General features: G+C 41.4%; 13 protein-coding genes. 10 read left to right on the top strand and 3 right to left on the bottom strand.

Going from position 1 to position 17,441, the window contains the following annotated elements; translation table 11 throughout:
• Positions 1 to 241 precede the first annotated feature (241 nt).
• The 7 genes from zwf to MTN96_RS31950 all read left to right on the top strand — a co-directional run bounded on the left by zwf (position 242) and on the right by MTN96_RS31950 (position 9,498).
• The gene (zwf, locus tag MTN96_RS31980; protein ID WP_004589178.1) at positions 242 to 1,714 is read left to right on the top strand and encodes a glucose-6-phosphate dehydrogenase; all 1,473 of its coding nucleotides are present in this window, start codon (positions 242 to 244) and stop codon (positions 1,712 to 1,714) included.
• A gap of 3 nt (positions 1,715 to 1,717) precedes the next feature.
• Positions 1,718 to 2,428, top strand: a complete 711-nt coding sequence (pgl, locus tag MTN96_RS31975) for a 6-phosphogluconolactonase (RefSeq protein WP_248534141.1) — start codon at positions 1,718 to 1,720, stop codon at positions 2,426 to 2,428.
• Positions 2,429 to 2,766: 338 nt separating this feature from the next.
• A complete protein-coding gene (locus MTN96_RS31970) occupies positions 2,767 to 3,474 on the top strand; it encodes a SapC family protein (protein WP_004589180.1) in 708 nt (235 codons plus the stop codon).
• Between the two features lie 245 nt (positions 3,475 to 3,719).
• Entirely contained in the window at positions 3,720 to 4,754 is a 1,035-nt protein-coding gene (locus MTN96_RS31965; RefSeq protein ID WP_248534139.1) for an isoaspartyl peptidase/L-asparaginase family protein, read from the top strand.
• Between the two features lie 95 nt (positions 4,755 to 4,849).
• Positions 4,850 to 8,737: an ATP-dependent RNA helicase HrpA gene (gene hrpA, locus MTN96_RS31960; RefSeq protein WP_248534137.1), complete on the top strand. Its 3,888-nt coding sequence runs from the start codon at positions 4,850 to 4,852 to the stop codon at positions 8,735 to 8,737.
• A 74-nt stretch (positions 8,738 to 8,811) separates the two neighbouring features.
• Positions 8,812 to 9,192 (top strand): PleD family two-component system response regulator, encoded by a 381-nt coding sequence (locus MTN96_RS31955; protein ID WP_024034218.1) that lies wholly within the window; start codon positions 8,812 to 8,814, stop codon positions 9,190 to 9,192.
• A gap of 9 nt (positions 9,193 to 9,201) precedes the next feature.
• The gene (locus MTN96_RS31950) at positions 9,202 to 9,498 is read left to right on the top strand and encodes a PilZ domain-containing protein (protein ID WP_004589184.1); all 297 of its coding nucleotides are present in this window, start codon (positions 9,202 to 9,204) and stop codon (positions 9,496 to 9,498) included.
• 94 nt (positions 9,499 to 9,592) lie between these two features.
• Here the strand turns inward: MTN96_RS31950 and MTN96_RS31945 are convergent, their stop codons facing one another.
• Positions 9,593 to 10,783, bottom strand: coding sequence for a class I SAM-dependent methyltransferase (locus MTN96_RS31945; protein ID WP_096041486.1), 1,191 nt, complete (start codon positions 10,781 to 10,783; stop codon positions 9,593 to 9,595).
• 140 nt (positions 10,784 to 10,923) lie between these two features.
• Here MTN96_RS31945 and MTN96_RS31940 point away from each other — a divergent pair, with 140 nt between their 5' ends.
• Positions 10,924 to 11,580 carry an HD domain-containing protein gene (locus MTN96_RS31940; protein WP_004589186.1) on the top strand — a complete coding sequence of 219 codons (657 nt, stop codon included), beginning with the start codon at positions 10,924 to 10,926 and terminating at the stop codon, positions 11,578 to 11,580.
• Position 11,581: 1 nt separating this feature from the next.
• Positions 11,582 to 12,010, top strand: a complete 429-nt coding sequence (locus tag MTN96_RS31935) for a VOC family protein (RefSeq protein ID WP_096041487.1) — start codon at positions 11,582 to 11,584, stop codon at positions 12,008 to 12,010.
• On the opposite strand, the gene MTN96_RS31930 is transcribed toward MTN96_RS31935, so the two are convergent.
• Both MTN96_RS31930 and MTN96_RS31925 read right to left on the bottom strand, forming a co-directional pair.
• Entirely contained in the window at positions 12,007 to 13,002 is a 996-nt protein-coding gene (locus tag MTN96_RS31930) for a two-component system response regulator (RefSeq protein ID WP_248534135.1), read from the bottom strand. The genes MTN96_RS31935 and MTN96_RS31930 overlap by 4 nt on opposite strands.
• A gap of 9 nt (positions 13,003 to 13,011) precedes the next feature.
• The gene (locus tag MTN96_RS31925) at positions 13,012 to 16,344 is read right to left on the bottom strand and encodes an MHYT domain-containing protein (protein ID WP_248534133.1); all 3,333 of its coding nucleotides are present in this window, start codon (positions 16,342 to 16,344) and stop codon (positions 13,012 to 13,014) included.
• 309 nt (positions 16,345 to 16,653) lie between these two features.
• Between MTN96_RS31925 and MTN96_RS31920 the strand changes: the two genes are divergently transcribed.
• Positions 16,654 to 17,304 carry a SprT family zinc-dependent metalloprotease gene (locus MTN96_RS31920; protein WP_248534131.1) on the top strand — a complete coding sequence of 217 codons (651 nt, stop codon included), beginning with the start codon at positions 16,654 to 16,656 and terminating at the stop codon, positions 17,302 to 17,304.
• Positions 17,305 to 17,441 lie beyond the last annotated feature (137 nt).

The raw sequence follows: 17,441 nt of genomic DNA, 5'->3' as shown, positions 1-17,441 counted from the left end.
CGAGTACCTTTGAACGGGTAGCGCTGGAGTTCTTAGGGCCTGTATTTTTGTGAGAGGATTTACAGGACTCCTAAGACTCATTTAATTGTGCGAACAGTCAAATAATAAATAAAACGCCATAGCGTAAAACATTCAATAGGCTTTTATTAACACTAAGAGCCACTGTCATTCAAGCACTAAACCTGCATACCAAGCGGCTTATGGAAGTCGCTTTTAGGTATTACAAACGTAGAGAGTAACTATGCTTAATCCTTTTGATATTATAATTTTTGGGGGCGGTGGTGATCTTGCGTTACGCAAATTGCTACCTGCAATGTACAGAGCATATCAAGAAGGCAACTTACCAGAAGGCTCGCGTATTCTGCCTACAGTGCGTGAAGAAAGTAAGCGTGCTGACTACATAGAAACAGCACACAACGCACTGAAAGAATTTTTAAGTAAAGGCGAATTTAACGCTAAAGATTGGAAAGCATTTTCTACTTACTTAGTGCCTGTAGTAAGCAACGTAACTGAAGCTGACGACAACTGGGATGTACTAAAAGGCATTTTAGATGAGCACGACAGCAATAAATCTCGCGTATTTTATTTATCACTTCCGCCTGCTGTTTACGGCACATGTTGTGAAATTTTATCAACGAAAGGTTTAATCACACCCACTTCACGTGTGGTTGTTGAAAAGCCAATTGGTTACTGCGGCGAATCAGCAGAGGCTATCAATGGTAAAATTGCAGAGTTTTTTGACGAAGAGCAAATTTTCCGTATTGACCACTACTTAGGTAAAGAGACAGTACAAAACCTAATGGCACTGCGTTTTTCAAATTCACTGTTTGAAAACATGTGGGATGCTAAATCTATTGATAATATTCAAATTAGTTTATCTGAAACGGTAGGCCTTGAAAGCCGTGCTGGTTTTTACGATAAAGCCGGTGCACTGCGCGACATGGTGCAAAACCACCTATTACAGTTATTGTGCTTAGTGGCAATGGAATCACCAAATAAACTAAACGCAAATAGCATCCGTACTGAAAAACTTAAAGTATTAGAAGCACTTCGTCCGTTACTTGAAGGTGACGTAGATGAAAATATCGTTCGCGGTCAATACGTACCAGGGGATTTAAACGGTAAAATTGTACCAGGTTACTTAGAAGAGCTTAACGAAGGTTCAAGTAAAACAGAAACCTTTGTGGCTATTCGTGCACACATTGATAACTGGCGCTGGGCGGGGGTACCTTTTTACCTTCGTACTGGTAAGCGTATGGCTAAACGTTGTGCAGAAATTGTGGTTGAGTACAAAAAAGTATCGCACAATATTTATGAAGAAAACGTGGGTAATATTGAGCCAAACCGCCTTGTTATTCGTTTGCAGCCGGAAGAGACGATTCAATTAACGCTTATGTCTAAGCGCCTTGATAATCTTGAAATGCAATTAGAGCCGGTAACGATGAATATTGAGCTTTCTCAAGCATACAGCAACGGTTTCCATTCTGATGCGTACAAACGCTTAATGCTTGATGCTGCAGCTAATAACCCATCGTTATTTATACACCGTGACGAAGTTCGTCAAGCGTGGAAATGGATAGATCCAATTATTGAGCGCTGGCAAACCAAAGGCAAACCTGCACTTTACCGTGCTGGTAGCTGGGGACCGGATGATGCTGATGAATTATTAGCTGAAAACAACCACGTGTGGTTTAACACAGGCGATAAGGCGTAAGGTATGGCAATACTTGTTGAAAAATTTTTTGACTCAAAAGATGAGTTAACCGCTGAGCTATCACACACGCTTGAGCAATCTTTACGTGATGGCATAAAAAGTGATGGCCGTGCTGTGCTAATGGTATCGGGCGGTTCGTCTCCGGCGCCGGCGTACAAGCACTTATCAACGCTTGATTTAGATTGGCAAAATATAGATGTAGCCATGGTTGATGAGCGCTGGGTTGAGCCAAGCCACGAAAAAAGTAACGAAGCGTTTATAAAAAGCACCTTGTTACAAAATTACGGCAGTGCCGCTAATTTTATTACCATGAAAAACGATGCAGCAACGGCAGAGCAGGGCGCACAAGTATGTGAAGCCGCTTATGGCGCTTTAAAAGCACCGTATGATGTAACAATTTTAGGCATGGGTCCAGATGGCCATACAGCGTCTTTGTTCCCACATGCGCAGGGTCTTGAGCATGGTTTAACAACACAGCAAACTGTGTGCGCTATTAATGCAATAGAAAGTGACGTGACAGGCAGCATTACAGAGCGCATGACACTGACTTTAAATGCAATAGCAAACTCTAAAGTGGTTAAACTCCTGATCAGTGGTGAAGAAAAGCTAGCGGTATACAAGCAAGCTAAAGCGGGTGGCGATGTAAACGATATGCCACTTCGCGCTGTGATAAACCACCCAAGCATAAATATTGAAGTGTATTGGGCGCCTTAATTTAGCCGCTTATTTACAGTTTAAAAAGGCAGCTTAATTAAGCTGCCTTTTTATTTGGCTAAATAACATGCTAAACCTATTCAAAAAATACCGTCAAACTGTTAACCAATGTTAATGGTTTTTATGGTGCTGTATTAAAATTACCCGTTATTTGTACTGTTTTTGAGCGTATTAGTTGCGTTTTTATTGTCTGTTTTTTAGCAACGCCCAGATTTAGTTAAACTTTATTTTTTCATGACGGTTGTCATAAAACTTTCCCTTCCTTTTTTCGTTCAAAAGCATTAGCCTAAAGGCATTAACAATGAAACATATATATTAAAAATAAACGGAGCAGTAACATGGCGGAGCAACAAGTACAGCCTTTACACAACGAAAAGCATGCCAACACTAAAATTCAAAACGGCATCAACGTTGAATTTATGAAAACTCAACATTTAGTGCCAGTAGTTGCACATGAGTTTGCACGCGTAGCAAATGAATTCCCAATGTCTTTTGTTAAAAACAACGAAAGCGGTACTTTCCAAGCAGTTGCAATGTTTGGCCTAGAGCCTGGCGAAAACCTGTTTGTAGAAGATGGTAAATGGACAGCAGCTTTTGCTCCTATGGCATCAACGCGTTACCCATTAGGTCTAGTAAAGCACCCTGAGCAAGATCAGTACGGTATTGTGATTGACGAAGCAAGCTCGCTTGTAGGTGAAGAAGAAGGCAACGCATTATTTGAAAATGGTGAAGAAACAGACTACTTAAAGCGTCGTAAAGAGTCTTTAGTGTCTTTCATTGAGTTTTCTCAAGTAACAGAGGCATTCACTAAATACTTAGCTGATAAAGAGCTACTAGTAGCGCAAACGCTAACTGTAGACATTAAAGGCGAGAAAAAAGACATCAACGGTATTTACCTTATCGATGAGAAAAAACTTAACTCGCTTAGCGATGAAGAATTTTTAGAGCTTCGTAAGCGCGGTTACTTAGCACCTATTTATTCGTTCTTAACATCTACTCACCAAGTAGCACGTTTAGCACGTTTAAAAGCTAAGCAAGACGCGTAATTACATACACGTTTAGTAAAAAGCGCCTGATGGCGCTTTTTTTGTGCCATTAATCTTACTCTATGCCAATTGGGTTAAAAAGTAGGGATGATGAAGGGAAATAACGCCCCCGTATTTCGCTTTGTTATTAGGCTGTTTATTAGCTGCTTAAATAAAGCGCTAACTTAATGCCGTTGATATTAGTTGAAAAAATACGTGTAACCATTCAAAGTAAATTCAATACTAAATTTAAAAAAGAGCGCACTATGAAAAAAACATTCTTATTGTCAGTTTTAGCCAGCGGCTGCTTAACACTAAGCACGCAAGCATTAAGTGAACAAGCCCCGTTTGCTATAGCGATTCATGGTGGAGCAGGCACAATTGAAAAAGCAAAATTTACCCCAGAGCAAGAAAAAGCCTACCGAGCAAAACTAGCTGAAGCTGTTGAAGCGGGTTACACCGTACTTGAAAAGGGCGGCGAAAGTTTAGATGCAATCACCACAGCTATTGAAGTATTAGAGCAGTCGCCTTACTTTAATGCTGGGCGCGGTGCAGTGTACACCTATGATGGCAGCCATGAACTTGATGCCTCAATAATGGATGGGCGAAACCGTCAAGCGGGTGCGGTCGCTGGCGTAAAGCACATAGAAAGCCCAATTCAATTAGCCCGCTTAGTAATGGATAACTCAGTACACGTAATGCTTAGTGGTCAAGGCGCTGAAGAATTTGCAAAAGAGCAGGGCGTTGCGCTGATAGAAAATAATATATTTGATACTAAGCACCGTTATGAAGCACTTTTAAAAGCAAAGCAAAAATTAGAAAAAGAAAAAGCAACCAGCAAAAACTACCAAGCTGCGCATAAAGCCCTGCCAACAAATTATAAAATGGGCACCGTAGGTGCTGTGGCACTTGATAAAAATGGCAACTTAGCCGCAGGTACATCTACAGGTGGCATGACCGCAAAACGCTTTGGCCGCATTGGCGATTCCCCTGTTATTGGCGCGGGTACATTTGCTGAAAACGATTCGTGTGCAGTATCGGCCACCGGTCACGGCGAGTATTTTATTCGTTACAGTGTTGCCAGTGATATTTGTGCACGCGTTAAATATCAAAATAAAACCATTGAACAAGCTGGGGATGAGGTTATTAACCAAGTGCTTGCGCCTATAGGTGGTACAGGTGGGGTTATTATTGTGGATGCTAAAGGCCATATTAGTATGCCATTTAATACCACGGGCATGTACCGAGCGAGCAAATCAAACACGCAAGCAACCTTTGTGGGAATTTTTAAAAACCAATAGCGTGATATATAAGCCTTATAGGGATTGTAGGATTAACGCTGCGCGTTTATTTTGATACTATTAGCCCTCATTTATTAAATTTATAAGGTGTGCGGGTGGTAAACCTAGGTCAGTTGTTTGGCGAGCTTAAAACGTGCTTAAAAAAAGATCAGTTTATATTTAAAAAACGCTTACATGGCGTAAAAAAAATACAAGACGAGACTAAGCAGGCCAATGCCCTTGAAAAAATAGCGGCTGATATTACCCGCAGCCAGCAGCTACGTGAAAAACGTTTAGCTGAGCTGCCCGCTGTAACGTACCCTGAGCAATTACCGGTAAGTCAAAAAAAGGACGTCATTAAAGACGCCATTGCGAATAATCAAGTGGTGATTATTGCCGGTGAAACAGGCTCAGGTAAAACCACACAAATACCAAAAATGTGTTTAGAGCTTGGCCGTGGGGTTGATGGCTTTATTGGCCATACCCAGCCAAGACGTTTAGCCGCGCGCAGTGTAGCTAACCGAATTGCTGAGGAAATGAAATGTGAGCTTGGCCAACAAATCGGTTTTAAAATACGTTTTAGCGATCAGGTTTCTAATAATACGTATGTAAAACTGATGACCGACGGTATTTTGCTCGCCGAAATACAACAAGACCGCTTTTTAAATCAGTACGACACCATCATTATTGATGAAGCCCATGAGCGCAGCTTAAATATCGATTTTATTTTAGGGTATTTAAAAAACTTACTGCCAAAGCGCCCCGACTTAAAAGTTATTATTACCTCGGCGACCATTGATCCTGAACGTTTTTCAAAGCACTTTGATGATGCGCCAATTATTGAAGTGTCGGGACGTACATTCCCCGTTGAGGTGCGCTATAACCCTATAAGCGATATAAATAAAGATGCTATGGAAGCCGAAGGCGACCAACTGCAAGGTATTTTTGATGCAGTAGATGAGCTGTGCGCTGAAGGGCCAGGGGACATTCTCATATTTTTAAATGGCGAGCGCGAAATACGCGATACTGCAGAGGCGCTCTCTAAACGTAATTTAAAACACACCGACGTATTACCACTTTACTCGCGCTTATCTAACGCAGAGCAAAACCGTATATTTGCCCCGCATTCGCGCCGCCATATTATTTTATCAACCAACGTGGCCGAAACCTCATTAACGGTGCCGGGTATTCGCTATGTAATAGACCCAGGTACAGCGCGTATTAGCCGTTACAGCTATCGTACTAAAGTACAGCGTTTACCTATTGAGCCTATTTCTCAGGCAAGTGCGAACCAGCGTATGGGACGCTGTGGCCGTGTTGAAGCGGGTATTTGTATACGTTTATACTCGCAAGATGACTTTATATCTCGCCCTGAATTTACAGACCCAGAAATACTGCGCACTAATTTAGCCTCTGTTATTTTGCAAATGTTGGCATTAGGGCTTGGCGATATGAGCGAGTTTCCGTTTGTACAAGCGCCAGATAGCCGCAATATTAACGATGGTTTAACCCTACTTGAAGAACTTCAGGCGATTAAGCCGAGTAAAAAGCGCCATCAAACGAGTTTAACGCAATCAGGGCGTGAGCTTAGCCGCTTACCGGTCGACCCGCGTTTAGCTAAGATGGTGTTGACGGCTAATAAGCTCGGTGCACTGCGAGAAGTTATTATTATTGTGGCAGCACTATCGATTCAAGACCCCCGAGAGCGCCCGCAAGAAAAACGCGCCGCAGCGAACGAAAAACACAGCCGCTTTGATGACCCTGACTCGGATTTTATTGCTTTTTTAAATCTTTGGAATTACCTAGAAGAGCAGCAAAGTGAGCTGACAAATAGCCAGTTTAGAAAGTTGTGCCAAAAAGACTTTTTAGCTTATATGCGTATTCGTGAGTGGCAAGACATTGTTTATCAAATAAGCACTGTGTGCAACGAAATGAAAATTAAAGCCACCACGCAAGTGGCAGACTCAGAGCTAATACACAAAGCGCTACTGAGCGGCATGTTAAGTCACATAGGCTTTAAAGACGAAAAGCAAATATATAAAGGCGCTCGTAATAGCCAGTTTCATATTTTTCCGGGTTCTGGATTATTTAAAAAGAGCCCCAAATGGATTATGTCGGCAGAGCTGGTAGAGACCAGTAAACTATACGCACGTATTAATGCCAAAATAGATATTAATTGGGTAGAGCCCCTTGCACAGCATTTAGTAAAACGAAGCTATTCTGAGCCGCATTGGGAGAAAAAACCAGGCGCTGTTATCGCGTTCGAGCAACAAACCTTGTACGGCTTATTGGTGGTTAATAAACGCCGCTGTGTGTATAGCAATATAGACCCTAAAGTTAGCCGTGAGCTGTTTGTACGCACCGCCCTTGTAGAGCAAGAGCTTGGCTTAAATGAACAATTTTTGGCGTACAACCGCGAGCTAATAGAAGATATTCAGGTACTTGAGCATAAATCGCGACGTCGCGATATTTTGGTTGATGAGCAAACGTTATTTGAATTTTACGATAAAAAAATACCTAAAGAAATCAACAACCGTGCAGCCTTTATTAAGTGGTATAAAGCCCAAAAGCAAAAAGATAAACGCTACCTATACATGACCCGTGAAGAGCTTATGCAACACGGTGCAAGTAATATTACTGAGTTTGATTACCCTGACACATGGCAGCAAGATAATATTATTTTGCCGCTGAGCTATCATTTTGATCCAGGACAAGCTGTTGATGGGGTGGCTGTACAAATACCGGTAGCACTTTTAAACCAAGTGCAAGAAACCGGGTTTGATTGGCACATACCTGCCTTTAGGCATGAGTTAATAAGTGGTTTAATTAAATCGTTACCTAAGTCGTTACGTCGTAACTTTGTACCTGCTCCCAATTACGCTGATGCTGTACTGGCAGCCATTGAGCCTATGCAAGGCAGCTTACTTGATGCACTTACTACACGCTTACTAAGAATGACAGGCGTAAAAGTAGATATAGAAGCGTGGGATTTAAACGCACTGGCGCCTCATTTAAGGTTGCAGTTTGAGGTGCGTGATGAGCACGATAAATTGCTTGCACGCGGGCTAGATTTAGCAAAACTAAAAGCACAGCTGCAAGGCAAAGTAACCGATACGCTATCAAAGGTAGCCGATAAAGGCATTGAAAAAGCTGATTTAACACAATGGGACTTTGGCGCTTTGCCTGCCTCGTACGTTAAAAAGCAAGGCCAATACGAAATAAAAGCTTACCCAGCGCTGGTAGATAAAAAATCCACAGCGGCAATTGAGCTCTTTGATAGCGAAGAAAAAGCCCAGCAAGCGCATCAGCAAGGTTTACGGCGTTTAGTTTTATTAAATGTGCCGTCGCCAATAAAGTACCTTCAGCAAAACTTGCCTAATAAAGCCAAACTGGGCTTGTACTTTAATCCGTTTGGGAAAATTGCGGATTTAATTGACGATTGTATTGCCGCCGGCGTAGACAGCTTATTAATAAAGCATGGCGATATACGCGATGAAAACGCTTTTGATAAAGTTAAAGAGCAAATTAGGGGCGAACTAGGCGATGCTGTAGTAGAAATTGCCACCCAGGTTGAACAAGTTTTAAGCATTGCTCATGCGTTACATAAAAAAATGAAAGGGCGTGTCGATTTAACTATGATAACTGCCCATGGCGATATAAAATCGCAGCTTGAGTCACTTATCTTTAAAGGGTTTGTGAGCGCTCACGGTGCGAATAAAATGCCCGACCTAATTCGTTATTTAAAAGCGATTCAAAAACGTTTAGAAAAACTACCTGTTGATCCTAACCGCGATAGACTGTGTGTTTTAGAACTTGAAAAAGTAGCGCAAGAGTACAAAAAGCTCGTAAATAAAATTCCAAAAGGCTTACCTATTCCGCAACAGGTAAACGCTATTTTTTGGATGCAGCAGGAGCTTAGGGTGTCACTGTTTGCGCAAACCTTAGGTACCCCATATCCTATTTCTGCAAAACGCGTTATGAATGCGATAAAAGAGATAGAATAAAACTTGCATTTTCTATTAAGCTTAGTACCTTAATAGAAGGATTTATTTTTGGTTGAGAAGGAAGCGACATACCTATGTCCTCATCGGTTGAACATAAGATTAAGCGATTGTTAGTTGTAGATGACGAGTATTTTAATTATGAAATGCTTAAATCTGCCCTGACCTCAAAATTTGATGTTAGTTATGCTGACTCGGGTAAAAGCTGTTTGGCGTCTGCCATTGCTAACCCGCCGGATATTATTTTGCTTGATGTATGTATGCCTGGCCTCGATGGGTATGATACATGTCGGATGCTTAAGCACACGCCTGAGACTAAAAATATACCTGTTGTTATGGTTTCGGGCTTAGAGTCGCCCTCGGAAAAGCAAGCTGGCTTTGATGCAGGGTGTGATGCCTATGTAGTAAAACCGTTTTCGATGGGTACTTTATTTGAGCAAATAAACACGGTTGTTTAAAGGTGATGCATGTTTACTGAAGATAAGCGCAATTTTAGACGTATGCAGGTTAATACCCCTGCGCAATTAACTACAATAGAGCCTGTTGCTGGGCTTAATTATACCGCAGAATGTGTTGATTTAAGTGCCACTGGGTTATCACTACATTTAGATGACTTGCTTGAGCTCGATACTTTGCTACAGGTTAATATAGAGTCGACTCACCCAAGTATTGCCTCTTTAAATGCAACGGCTAAAGTTATACGTGCTAGCAAAGAAGACGATGGCACCATTACCGCAGGATTAGAAATAGTTCAGTTTAATTAAATTGAATAAACACCAAGCGGCTGGCTTTTGCTATTGCGGGTGTTAAATAGTTCGGTTTTATTACCTACGTCCTTGTAGGTAATAACAATAATTTTTAGTAAACCTTACAAATCAAGCCTTTTAAGTAAAAGCCTTCAGGGTAACTGCCAGCAATAGGGTGATCGGCCGCTTGATTTAAACGCTCCATAATCAATAGCTCTTTACCTGCATCTAGCGCAGCGTCTGCTACCACTTTTTGAAACAAGTTTTGCTCCATTAATCCAGAGCACGAGAAGGTAAGTAATGTACCGCCTGGTTTTAATATTTGCATAGCAATCATGTTTATATCTTTATAACCACGACACGCACCGGTTAGCTGCGCTTTGTTGTCTGCAAATTTTGGTGGGTCCATCACAATAGTGTCAAACTGTTTGCCTTCCTCACGGTATTGGCGTAATAGCTTAAACACATCTTGTTTTACAAAATCGACTTTATTTAAATCTAAGTTATTGTGCTCTACGTTACGCTTAGCGGTATCCAGTGCTGGTTGTGATACATCAACATTAGTGACGTGTTTACAGCCACCACGTAGTGCGTAAAGTGAGAAAGTACCTGTGTAGCTAAAGCAATTTAATACGGTTTTATCTTTTGAAAATCGCTCAAGTGCTGCGCGGCTATCACGTTGATCCAGGTAAAAGCCTGTTTTATGACCTTCTAAAATGTCTACTTCAAGCTTTAAGCCATTTTCTTCAATAACCACCGGCTCTGAAGGTTCGTTGCCCCACAGTACACCTTTAATAGGTTCTAAGCCTTCTTTGGTGCGCACGTCTACATCTGAGCGCTCATAAATATTCGCACCAGGAAAAATAGCCATTAACGCGCCTACAATTTCACCTTTATGGCGCTCAGCGCCGGCACTTAGTAATTGGCAAACTAAGGTTTTATCAAACTTATCAATGGTTACACCTGGCAAGTAGTCAGACTCAGCAGCACACAACCTAAAGCCAGTTAAACCGCCTTCGGCTATTGCATGCTCACGGGCATGTAAAGCACGGCGTAAGCGACGCTCAAAAAAGTGTTGGTCTATTACTTCTTTTTCATCAAAGCTCCACACACGCGCTCTTATTTGTGAGTGAGGGCTATAAGCAGCGGTGGCTAAAAATTTACCTTCGCTGTCGTGAATGGTGACCGTATCACCTAGGCCTGGTTTACCTTTAATTTTTTTGATGGCTTTTGAAAATAACCAAGGGTGTTTTCTTTTTAATGATTTTTCGCGACCAGCTTGTAGGTAAACGGCAGATGACATAAGACTTCTCAGTTGTAATAAATAAGCGCTGTATTTTAGTCAAGCATAGGGCAACATACAATGAATGTTTTGCAAGGGAGGTGTAAAGCACGTTAAAGTACGGATAATTCTCATATAAATTAGTTTTTTGGAACATCACTGTGGCCAACACTGCTTTAAGCCCTGAGTTACAACAGCTTGATTCTCAATGTCGCTCATTTATTACTTCGTTAATACATGCCGATGTAGCACACGACATAACGCATATTGAACGCGTAGTGCGTGTTGCCATTCAATTATGTCACGCCGAGCAAGCCAATATGAATATTGTTTTGCCGGCGGCGTGGATGCACGATTGTGTTGCGGTGGCAAAAAACCACCCTGATAGAGCAAAAGCATCTACTATGGCGGCAGATAAAGCCATTGCGTTTTTAAAATCAATTAACTACGACGCATGTTTGTTTGATGATATTCATCATGCTATTGCTGCCCATAGCTTTAGCGCCAATATAGCGGTTAAAACTGTAGAAGCGCAAATCGTGCAAGATGCCGATAGAATGGATGCACTCGGTGCAATAGGCGTTAGCCGTTGTATGAAAGTAGGGGGCTCTATTAGCCGCTTACTGTATAACCCTGATGACCCATTTTGTGTTAACCGCGAAGCAGATGATAAAACCTATACCCTTGATCACTTTTTTATTAAATTGCTTCATATTGCTAAGAGCATGAATACACCCTCAGCTAAAGCTGAGGCAGAGCGACGCACAGAGTATATGTATGCGTTTTTAGAGCAGCTAAAATCAGAAATTGGTCAATAATATGAGTGCTCCTTTATTATCGGGCATTGATCATTGCCACCTTAATGTTGAAAACATCCAAGAAGCGCTAAAGTGGTACAAGCAGGTACTAGGCTTTAGCGTCGTTGAAGAGCTTGCCTTTTGGGATGAAAATGGCAAAGGGCCACTCACACTTGAAGATAGCGCAAAAACAACGCGTTTAGCGTTATTTGAAGGACAAGGGCGAAGCAAAGGTATTGCGTTTGCAGCCACCGGTGCACAGTTTATTCGTTGGGTTGATTATTTAAATGGCTTAAACATAAAAACTGTACTGGCCGATCACGGTGTAACGTTTTCGCTTTATTTTAAAGATAACAGTGGGAATAGTCACGAAATAACCTCTCATGACTACCCGCACATAAAAGCGGTATATGGTGGTGTAAAACAAGGCTCGCGCACGCGCAATACTTAGTGTTGCTCTTGATATGTGTTTTTAATTGCGATTATAGCATCGAGCTTATTTACAAATAAATTGATGAGGTGGGGGTCAAAGTGTTTACCCGCTTGTGCTTGCATATGCTCAAGCGCCTCTTCTACACCCCAAGCCTCTTTATACGGGCGTTTAGAGGTAAGGGCATCAAATACATCTGCAATAGCCACAATACGCCCTTCAACCGATATTTGTTCGCCTTTTAAACCATTAGGGTAGCCACTGCCATCCCACTTTTCGTGGTGCTCTAGAGCCAGTTTATGGGCAAGTTGTAATAGCGGTGATGAGGAATTTGCTAAAATTTGCGCGCCAATAGCCGCATGCTGTTTCATGTGGTCAAATTCGTCAGGGGTTAATCGCCCAGGTTTTAATAAAATAGCATCCGGAATACCTATTTTACCTACATCGTGCATGGGGGCTGCTTGGCGAAGTAGCTCTGCTTGTTGCTCACCCATGCCAAATTCTAATGCTAATAATTTACTGTATTGGCTCATCCTAGCAATGTGCTCGCCAGTGTCTGTGTCTTTGTACTCTGCAGCGCGGCCTAACCGATGTACTAAATCAACATGGGCTTGCTTTAATTGCTCGGCTTGTACAAGCGATAAATGCGTTTTAACACGTGCGCGCACAATCGCAGGGCTAATAGGTTTAGTAATGTAATCAACAGCACCGAGTTCAAAGCCTTTAAACTCATCGCTTTCATCGCCCAAAGCCGTTACAAAAATAATTGGGATATGCGAAAGCGCGGGTGTGCTTTTAAGTATTTCGCAGACCTCAAAGCCATTCATATCGGGCATCATGATATCGAGTAATATAAGTTTAGGCTGTTCTTTTTCTAGTAGCGCAAGTGCTGCAGCGCCTGATTTAGCAAAAGACATACGGTATTGATTACCTAATACTTCTCGCATGACTTTTAAGTTAGCAGGTTCATCGTCAACGATTAATATACGTGGTTTGTCGTTGCTAAAATCCATTCAATATTCTCATTCTTGGGTAAACTCTTTAATTAGACCGTCTAGCACGTGTTGCGCCTGATCAAAGTCAAATTCATCAAATGCGTTTACAACCTCATTTATTTGGGTTTGTAAGTGTGCAGGGGCGTTATTTTCAAGCTGCGCAAGCAAATCATCGTTGAGCTCGGCGCTTTGCGCTTCATGGTGTAGCGTTTCACACAGTGACTTTAATTCAGCCGCACTTAGCGTGCTTTTTTGCTCATTATTTTCACTCTCAGCAGGCGTTATTTGTGCGCACTCATCGCCTGATATTAATTGCGTTATTGTCTCTAACTCGCCTTTTATTTGTGTTACTAACGCTGTAGATTGCTCAGAAGTTTGCTCGCGCTCTAACTTGGCTAATAAAGTCATTAATGTTGTTAGGCCTAAATTACCAGCGACCCCTTTAAGGGTATGTATCAGGCTATTGGCGTTTTTAATCTCAGATAACTTACTGTTAAAAAAAATATCAAATCGTTTATTGCTGTCATTTATAAATTTGGCAATTTCGGTTAACTGCTTGCATTTATTACCCCAAAGCATCACACCTTTTTCAAAGTCGATGTGTTTAGCCTCTGGGTCTGATTGGCTAATAACCATATCTTTAGCAATACCTAAGCCAAGCACCTGGGCAATTTCTTGGTTAAGCTGATTTATATCTATCGGCTTATTAGCAAAGCCGTTCATGCCGGCACGTTTAGCTGTGAGTTTATCTTGTTGTAGGACGCTTGCCGTTAACGCAATAATGGGGGTAAATTTAAGCTGCCTTTGCTTTTCTATGGCTCTAATTTTTGTGGTTGCTTCTATGCCATCACACTCAGGCATATGAATATCCATTAAGATGACATCAAAATCTTGCTTCTCGAATATTGCAATAGCCTCTAAACCGTTGCTTGCTTTGCTTACCAAATGTTGATCTTTAGAAAGTAATAACGAAAGCAGCTCGGTGTTTTGCTCAATATCATCCACCACAAGTACCCTTAGCGATGGTAATTGAGTGTGCAGGCCATCGAAATGGTCTATTTTTTCTGAATCGCCTTGTATAAGCGGTAAAGAGAAGTAAAAGCAGGTGCCTTTGTTTTCTTCACTGACTAGATTTATGGTGCCGCCCATCAGCTCTACTAATTGTTTACTAATGGTTGTTCCCAAGCCTGTACCGCCAAAGCGACGAGTAGTGGTGCCATCGGCCTGAACAAACGGCTGAAATATAGCTTTAACACGGTCTTTGGCAATACCTATGCCGGTATCTTGCACTTCAAAAAAGAGCTGATCAGTTTGCGTAGTACTTACAGTTAGCTCAACCGAACCTTGCTCGGTAAATTTAATGGCGTTACCGATGAGGTTAGTTAAAATTTGCCTTAACCTATCTGGGTCGCCATAGTAAGTTGTGGCAACAGAATCTTTAATGTTCAACTTTAAACGCAAGTCTTTCTTTTTTGCTTCAAGCCAAAATGTCGAAATAATGCTATCGAGTACTTGTTTTAAACTAAAGTGAACGGGTTCAATAGTTAGCTTTCCGCGCTCAAGTTTTGCGGTATCAAGCACTTCGTTAAGTAACCTTAATAATGAACGCGCCGCATTATTAACTGTAACCAAGTGCTTTTGCTGTTCTTGGTTTAGCGGAGTGTCCATCAGTAGGTCGCTAAAACCGATAATAGAATTCATCGGCGTGCGGATCTCATGGCTCATATTAGCCATAAAAGATTGCTTAGCGTGCGCTGCTTCTTCAGCTTGCAATTTTGCCTGCTCAAGTTTGTCTTCGTATTCTTTTTGCTCGGTAATATCAACCAATACCCCATCTATCCACTGCGGGTTATTATCTTTATCACAGGTAATACTGCCTTTATCTAATACCCAGGCAACTTTGCCGTTACGGTGGCGAATACGATACTCTACCGAGTACTTTAAACTTGAGGTCATGGCTTGCGCTACGGCTTCGTTTACCGTTGGCTGATCTGTTTTTAAAATAAGATCGTTAAGTTCTATGCAGCTTTCTGTGAACTCTTCTGGCGTGTACCCTGTTAGCTCAGCCACTGTTGGGCTGATAAATAACATGCTCCAGTTTTCGTCGTACTTACAGCGAAAAGCAGCGCCAGGCATATTATCCATTAAAGAGCGGTACTTTTGCTCTTTTTCAATAAGACTTTGCTGCATAGCGCGTTGTTCGGTTAAATCGGTGATAAAGCCAACATATAACGGCATATGGCCTGGCTGATTAACTTCCCCTATACCTAAGCGAATAGGAAAAAGGTGGCCATCTTTGTGTTTGGCAGACACATCCCTATTTATACCAATTACTTTTCCTAGATCTACATTTTTGGCGTGAGACAAATAGCCATCATGGTGGCGAGCGATTTCATCGGCCATCAGCATTTTTACATTATGACCTTGAACTTCGTTTTCTCGCCAACCAAAAATTTTGCTGGCAGCTTCGTTAAAGCTCAAAATAATGCCGGTGTGATCTATAGTCACAATGCCATCAATAGCAGTGCCTAAAATAGCATTTAGTCGAGATTCATCCGCCGATTTTTCCTCAAGCAGTAAGCGGTATCTAACCATGCCATTTATAACTGCAATGACACAGGTTATAGCAACGGTCGCGGTAGCTACGGCAATAGCCACAAAAGCAAGCTCAGTGGTTGACTCTTCGTAATCGGGTAAAAGCGGAGAGGTTGCAACAAAGCGGGTAGCAGCCATACCCATATAGTGCATACCTGCCACCGCTGAGCCTAAAATAACAGCGGTAATAGAGCGCGCTTGCAGTTGTGATAAATTAGGTAGCAAACGCGTTAAATGATAACGCGTAAAAAGTGCTATGAACGATAAACCAACAGCGACCACAATTGATAAAGCAAATATGATTGCATCGTAACGTAGTAACGGGGCCAGCTCCATTGCTGCCATGCCGCTGTAGTGCATTGTACCAATGCCTGAGCCTAGTAAAATAGAGCAAATAATAAGGTGTTTGTATGACCCTTGCGATTTTACTAAAATCGAAAAAGCGTACTGACATGCAATAAACGCCGGTAAAAAAGACAAAACGGTAATGATTGGGTCGTAGTGTATTTCTGTGCATAACGAAAAGGCCAACATACCTATAAAATGCATGCTCCAAATACCGGCCGATAAAACAGTGGCACCGGTTACATTGGCTAAGCGTTTATAGCTTTCGAATTGCGTTTGCTTTGCTACATCAACCAACCAGATCGTAAAAAAGGCAGCAAAAATAGCGGTAATGACCGACAAACTAACCAATATAGGGTTATATGCACCGTTGATAATGAGGCTCGGATCGTGGTCGGTTATAAAAAATGCAGACAGCATAGTGGCTCAAATTAGTATCTTTATTGAACTAGTTTAATAGATTTATTTTATAAATAAACTGTTAATCTAATAATTTATATTATAAATCAGCGAGGTTACTTTTTAGCATTAAAGTATTAACATGCGTAGCGTACTTTATTAATAAGACGTGATTTTGCGTAAATAAAAATAATAATAAACACTGAGCCCATTTATTTATCGCTAAATAACTGCATTGATTAAATAAGGCTTTATAATACGCTTTTATTTATATTTAGAGCATACACCTTGTTTGAGTATCAGCTAAAACGCAGTGCAAGGCGTAAAACAGTGGCAATAAAAGTTAGCCAAAAATTAGTTACTGTTTATGCGCCTACACACGTGCCAAAACTACAAATAGAACAATGGCTGTTTAGTAAAAATGAGTGGGTAACTGCGCAATTACATAAACAACTTAACGCCATTGATACTCAACAACACCCGTTTAAAAACCAGCAAATAATGGTTTTTGCTAAGCCATATACCATTACTTTCGCAAAAGGGACACGCTCGCATGTTCAGCAATCCGATAGCGTATTTACTATTTACACTTCTAATCGAGTAAAAAAACAGCCTGAAAAACGCAAGCAGTTACTTTGCCTTGCCCTTGAAGAAATGCTAACAAACTACATTGAAATGCGTTTAGCTTATTATTGCCAACAGATGTCAGAAGCATTACCGACTAAATTGACGATTGGAAGTTATAAACGTAAGTGGGGGAGTTGTAATTCTCGGCGAGAGCTAACCTTTAGCCTTAACCTTGTTGGGGCGCCTCATCATATAATTGATTATGTTATTGTGCACGAATTGGCTCATTTAAAGTATTTGAACCACAGCAGCGCTTTTTGGAAGCGCGTAGCTAATTTTTATCCCGATTATAAATCTGCATCAGCATGGCTTAAAAACCACGGGGCAACATTACAGTGGGTATTTGATAATTAGTCTAAAAATGAAGTTTTAAATAGTAATGAAAAAGATATAGAAAAGGATACTGAAGATAAGAAGTGGTGGAGGGAGCTGGATTCGAACCAGCGAAGGCTGAGCCGTCAGATTTACAGTCTGATCCCTTTGGCCGCTCG

The sequence above is a fragment of the Pseudoalteromonas sp. 2CM28B genome (assembly GCF_023161935.1).
The sequence above is the reverse complement of the archived record's forward strand: the minus strand, read 5'-3'. Positions and strand labels throughout refer to the sequence as shown.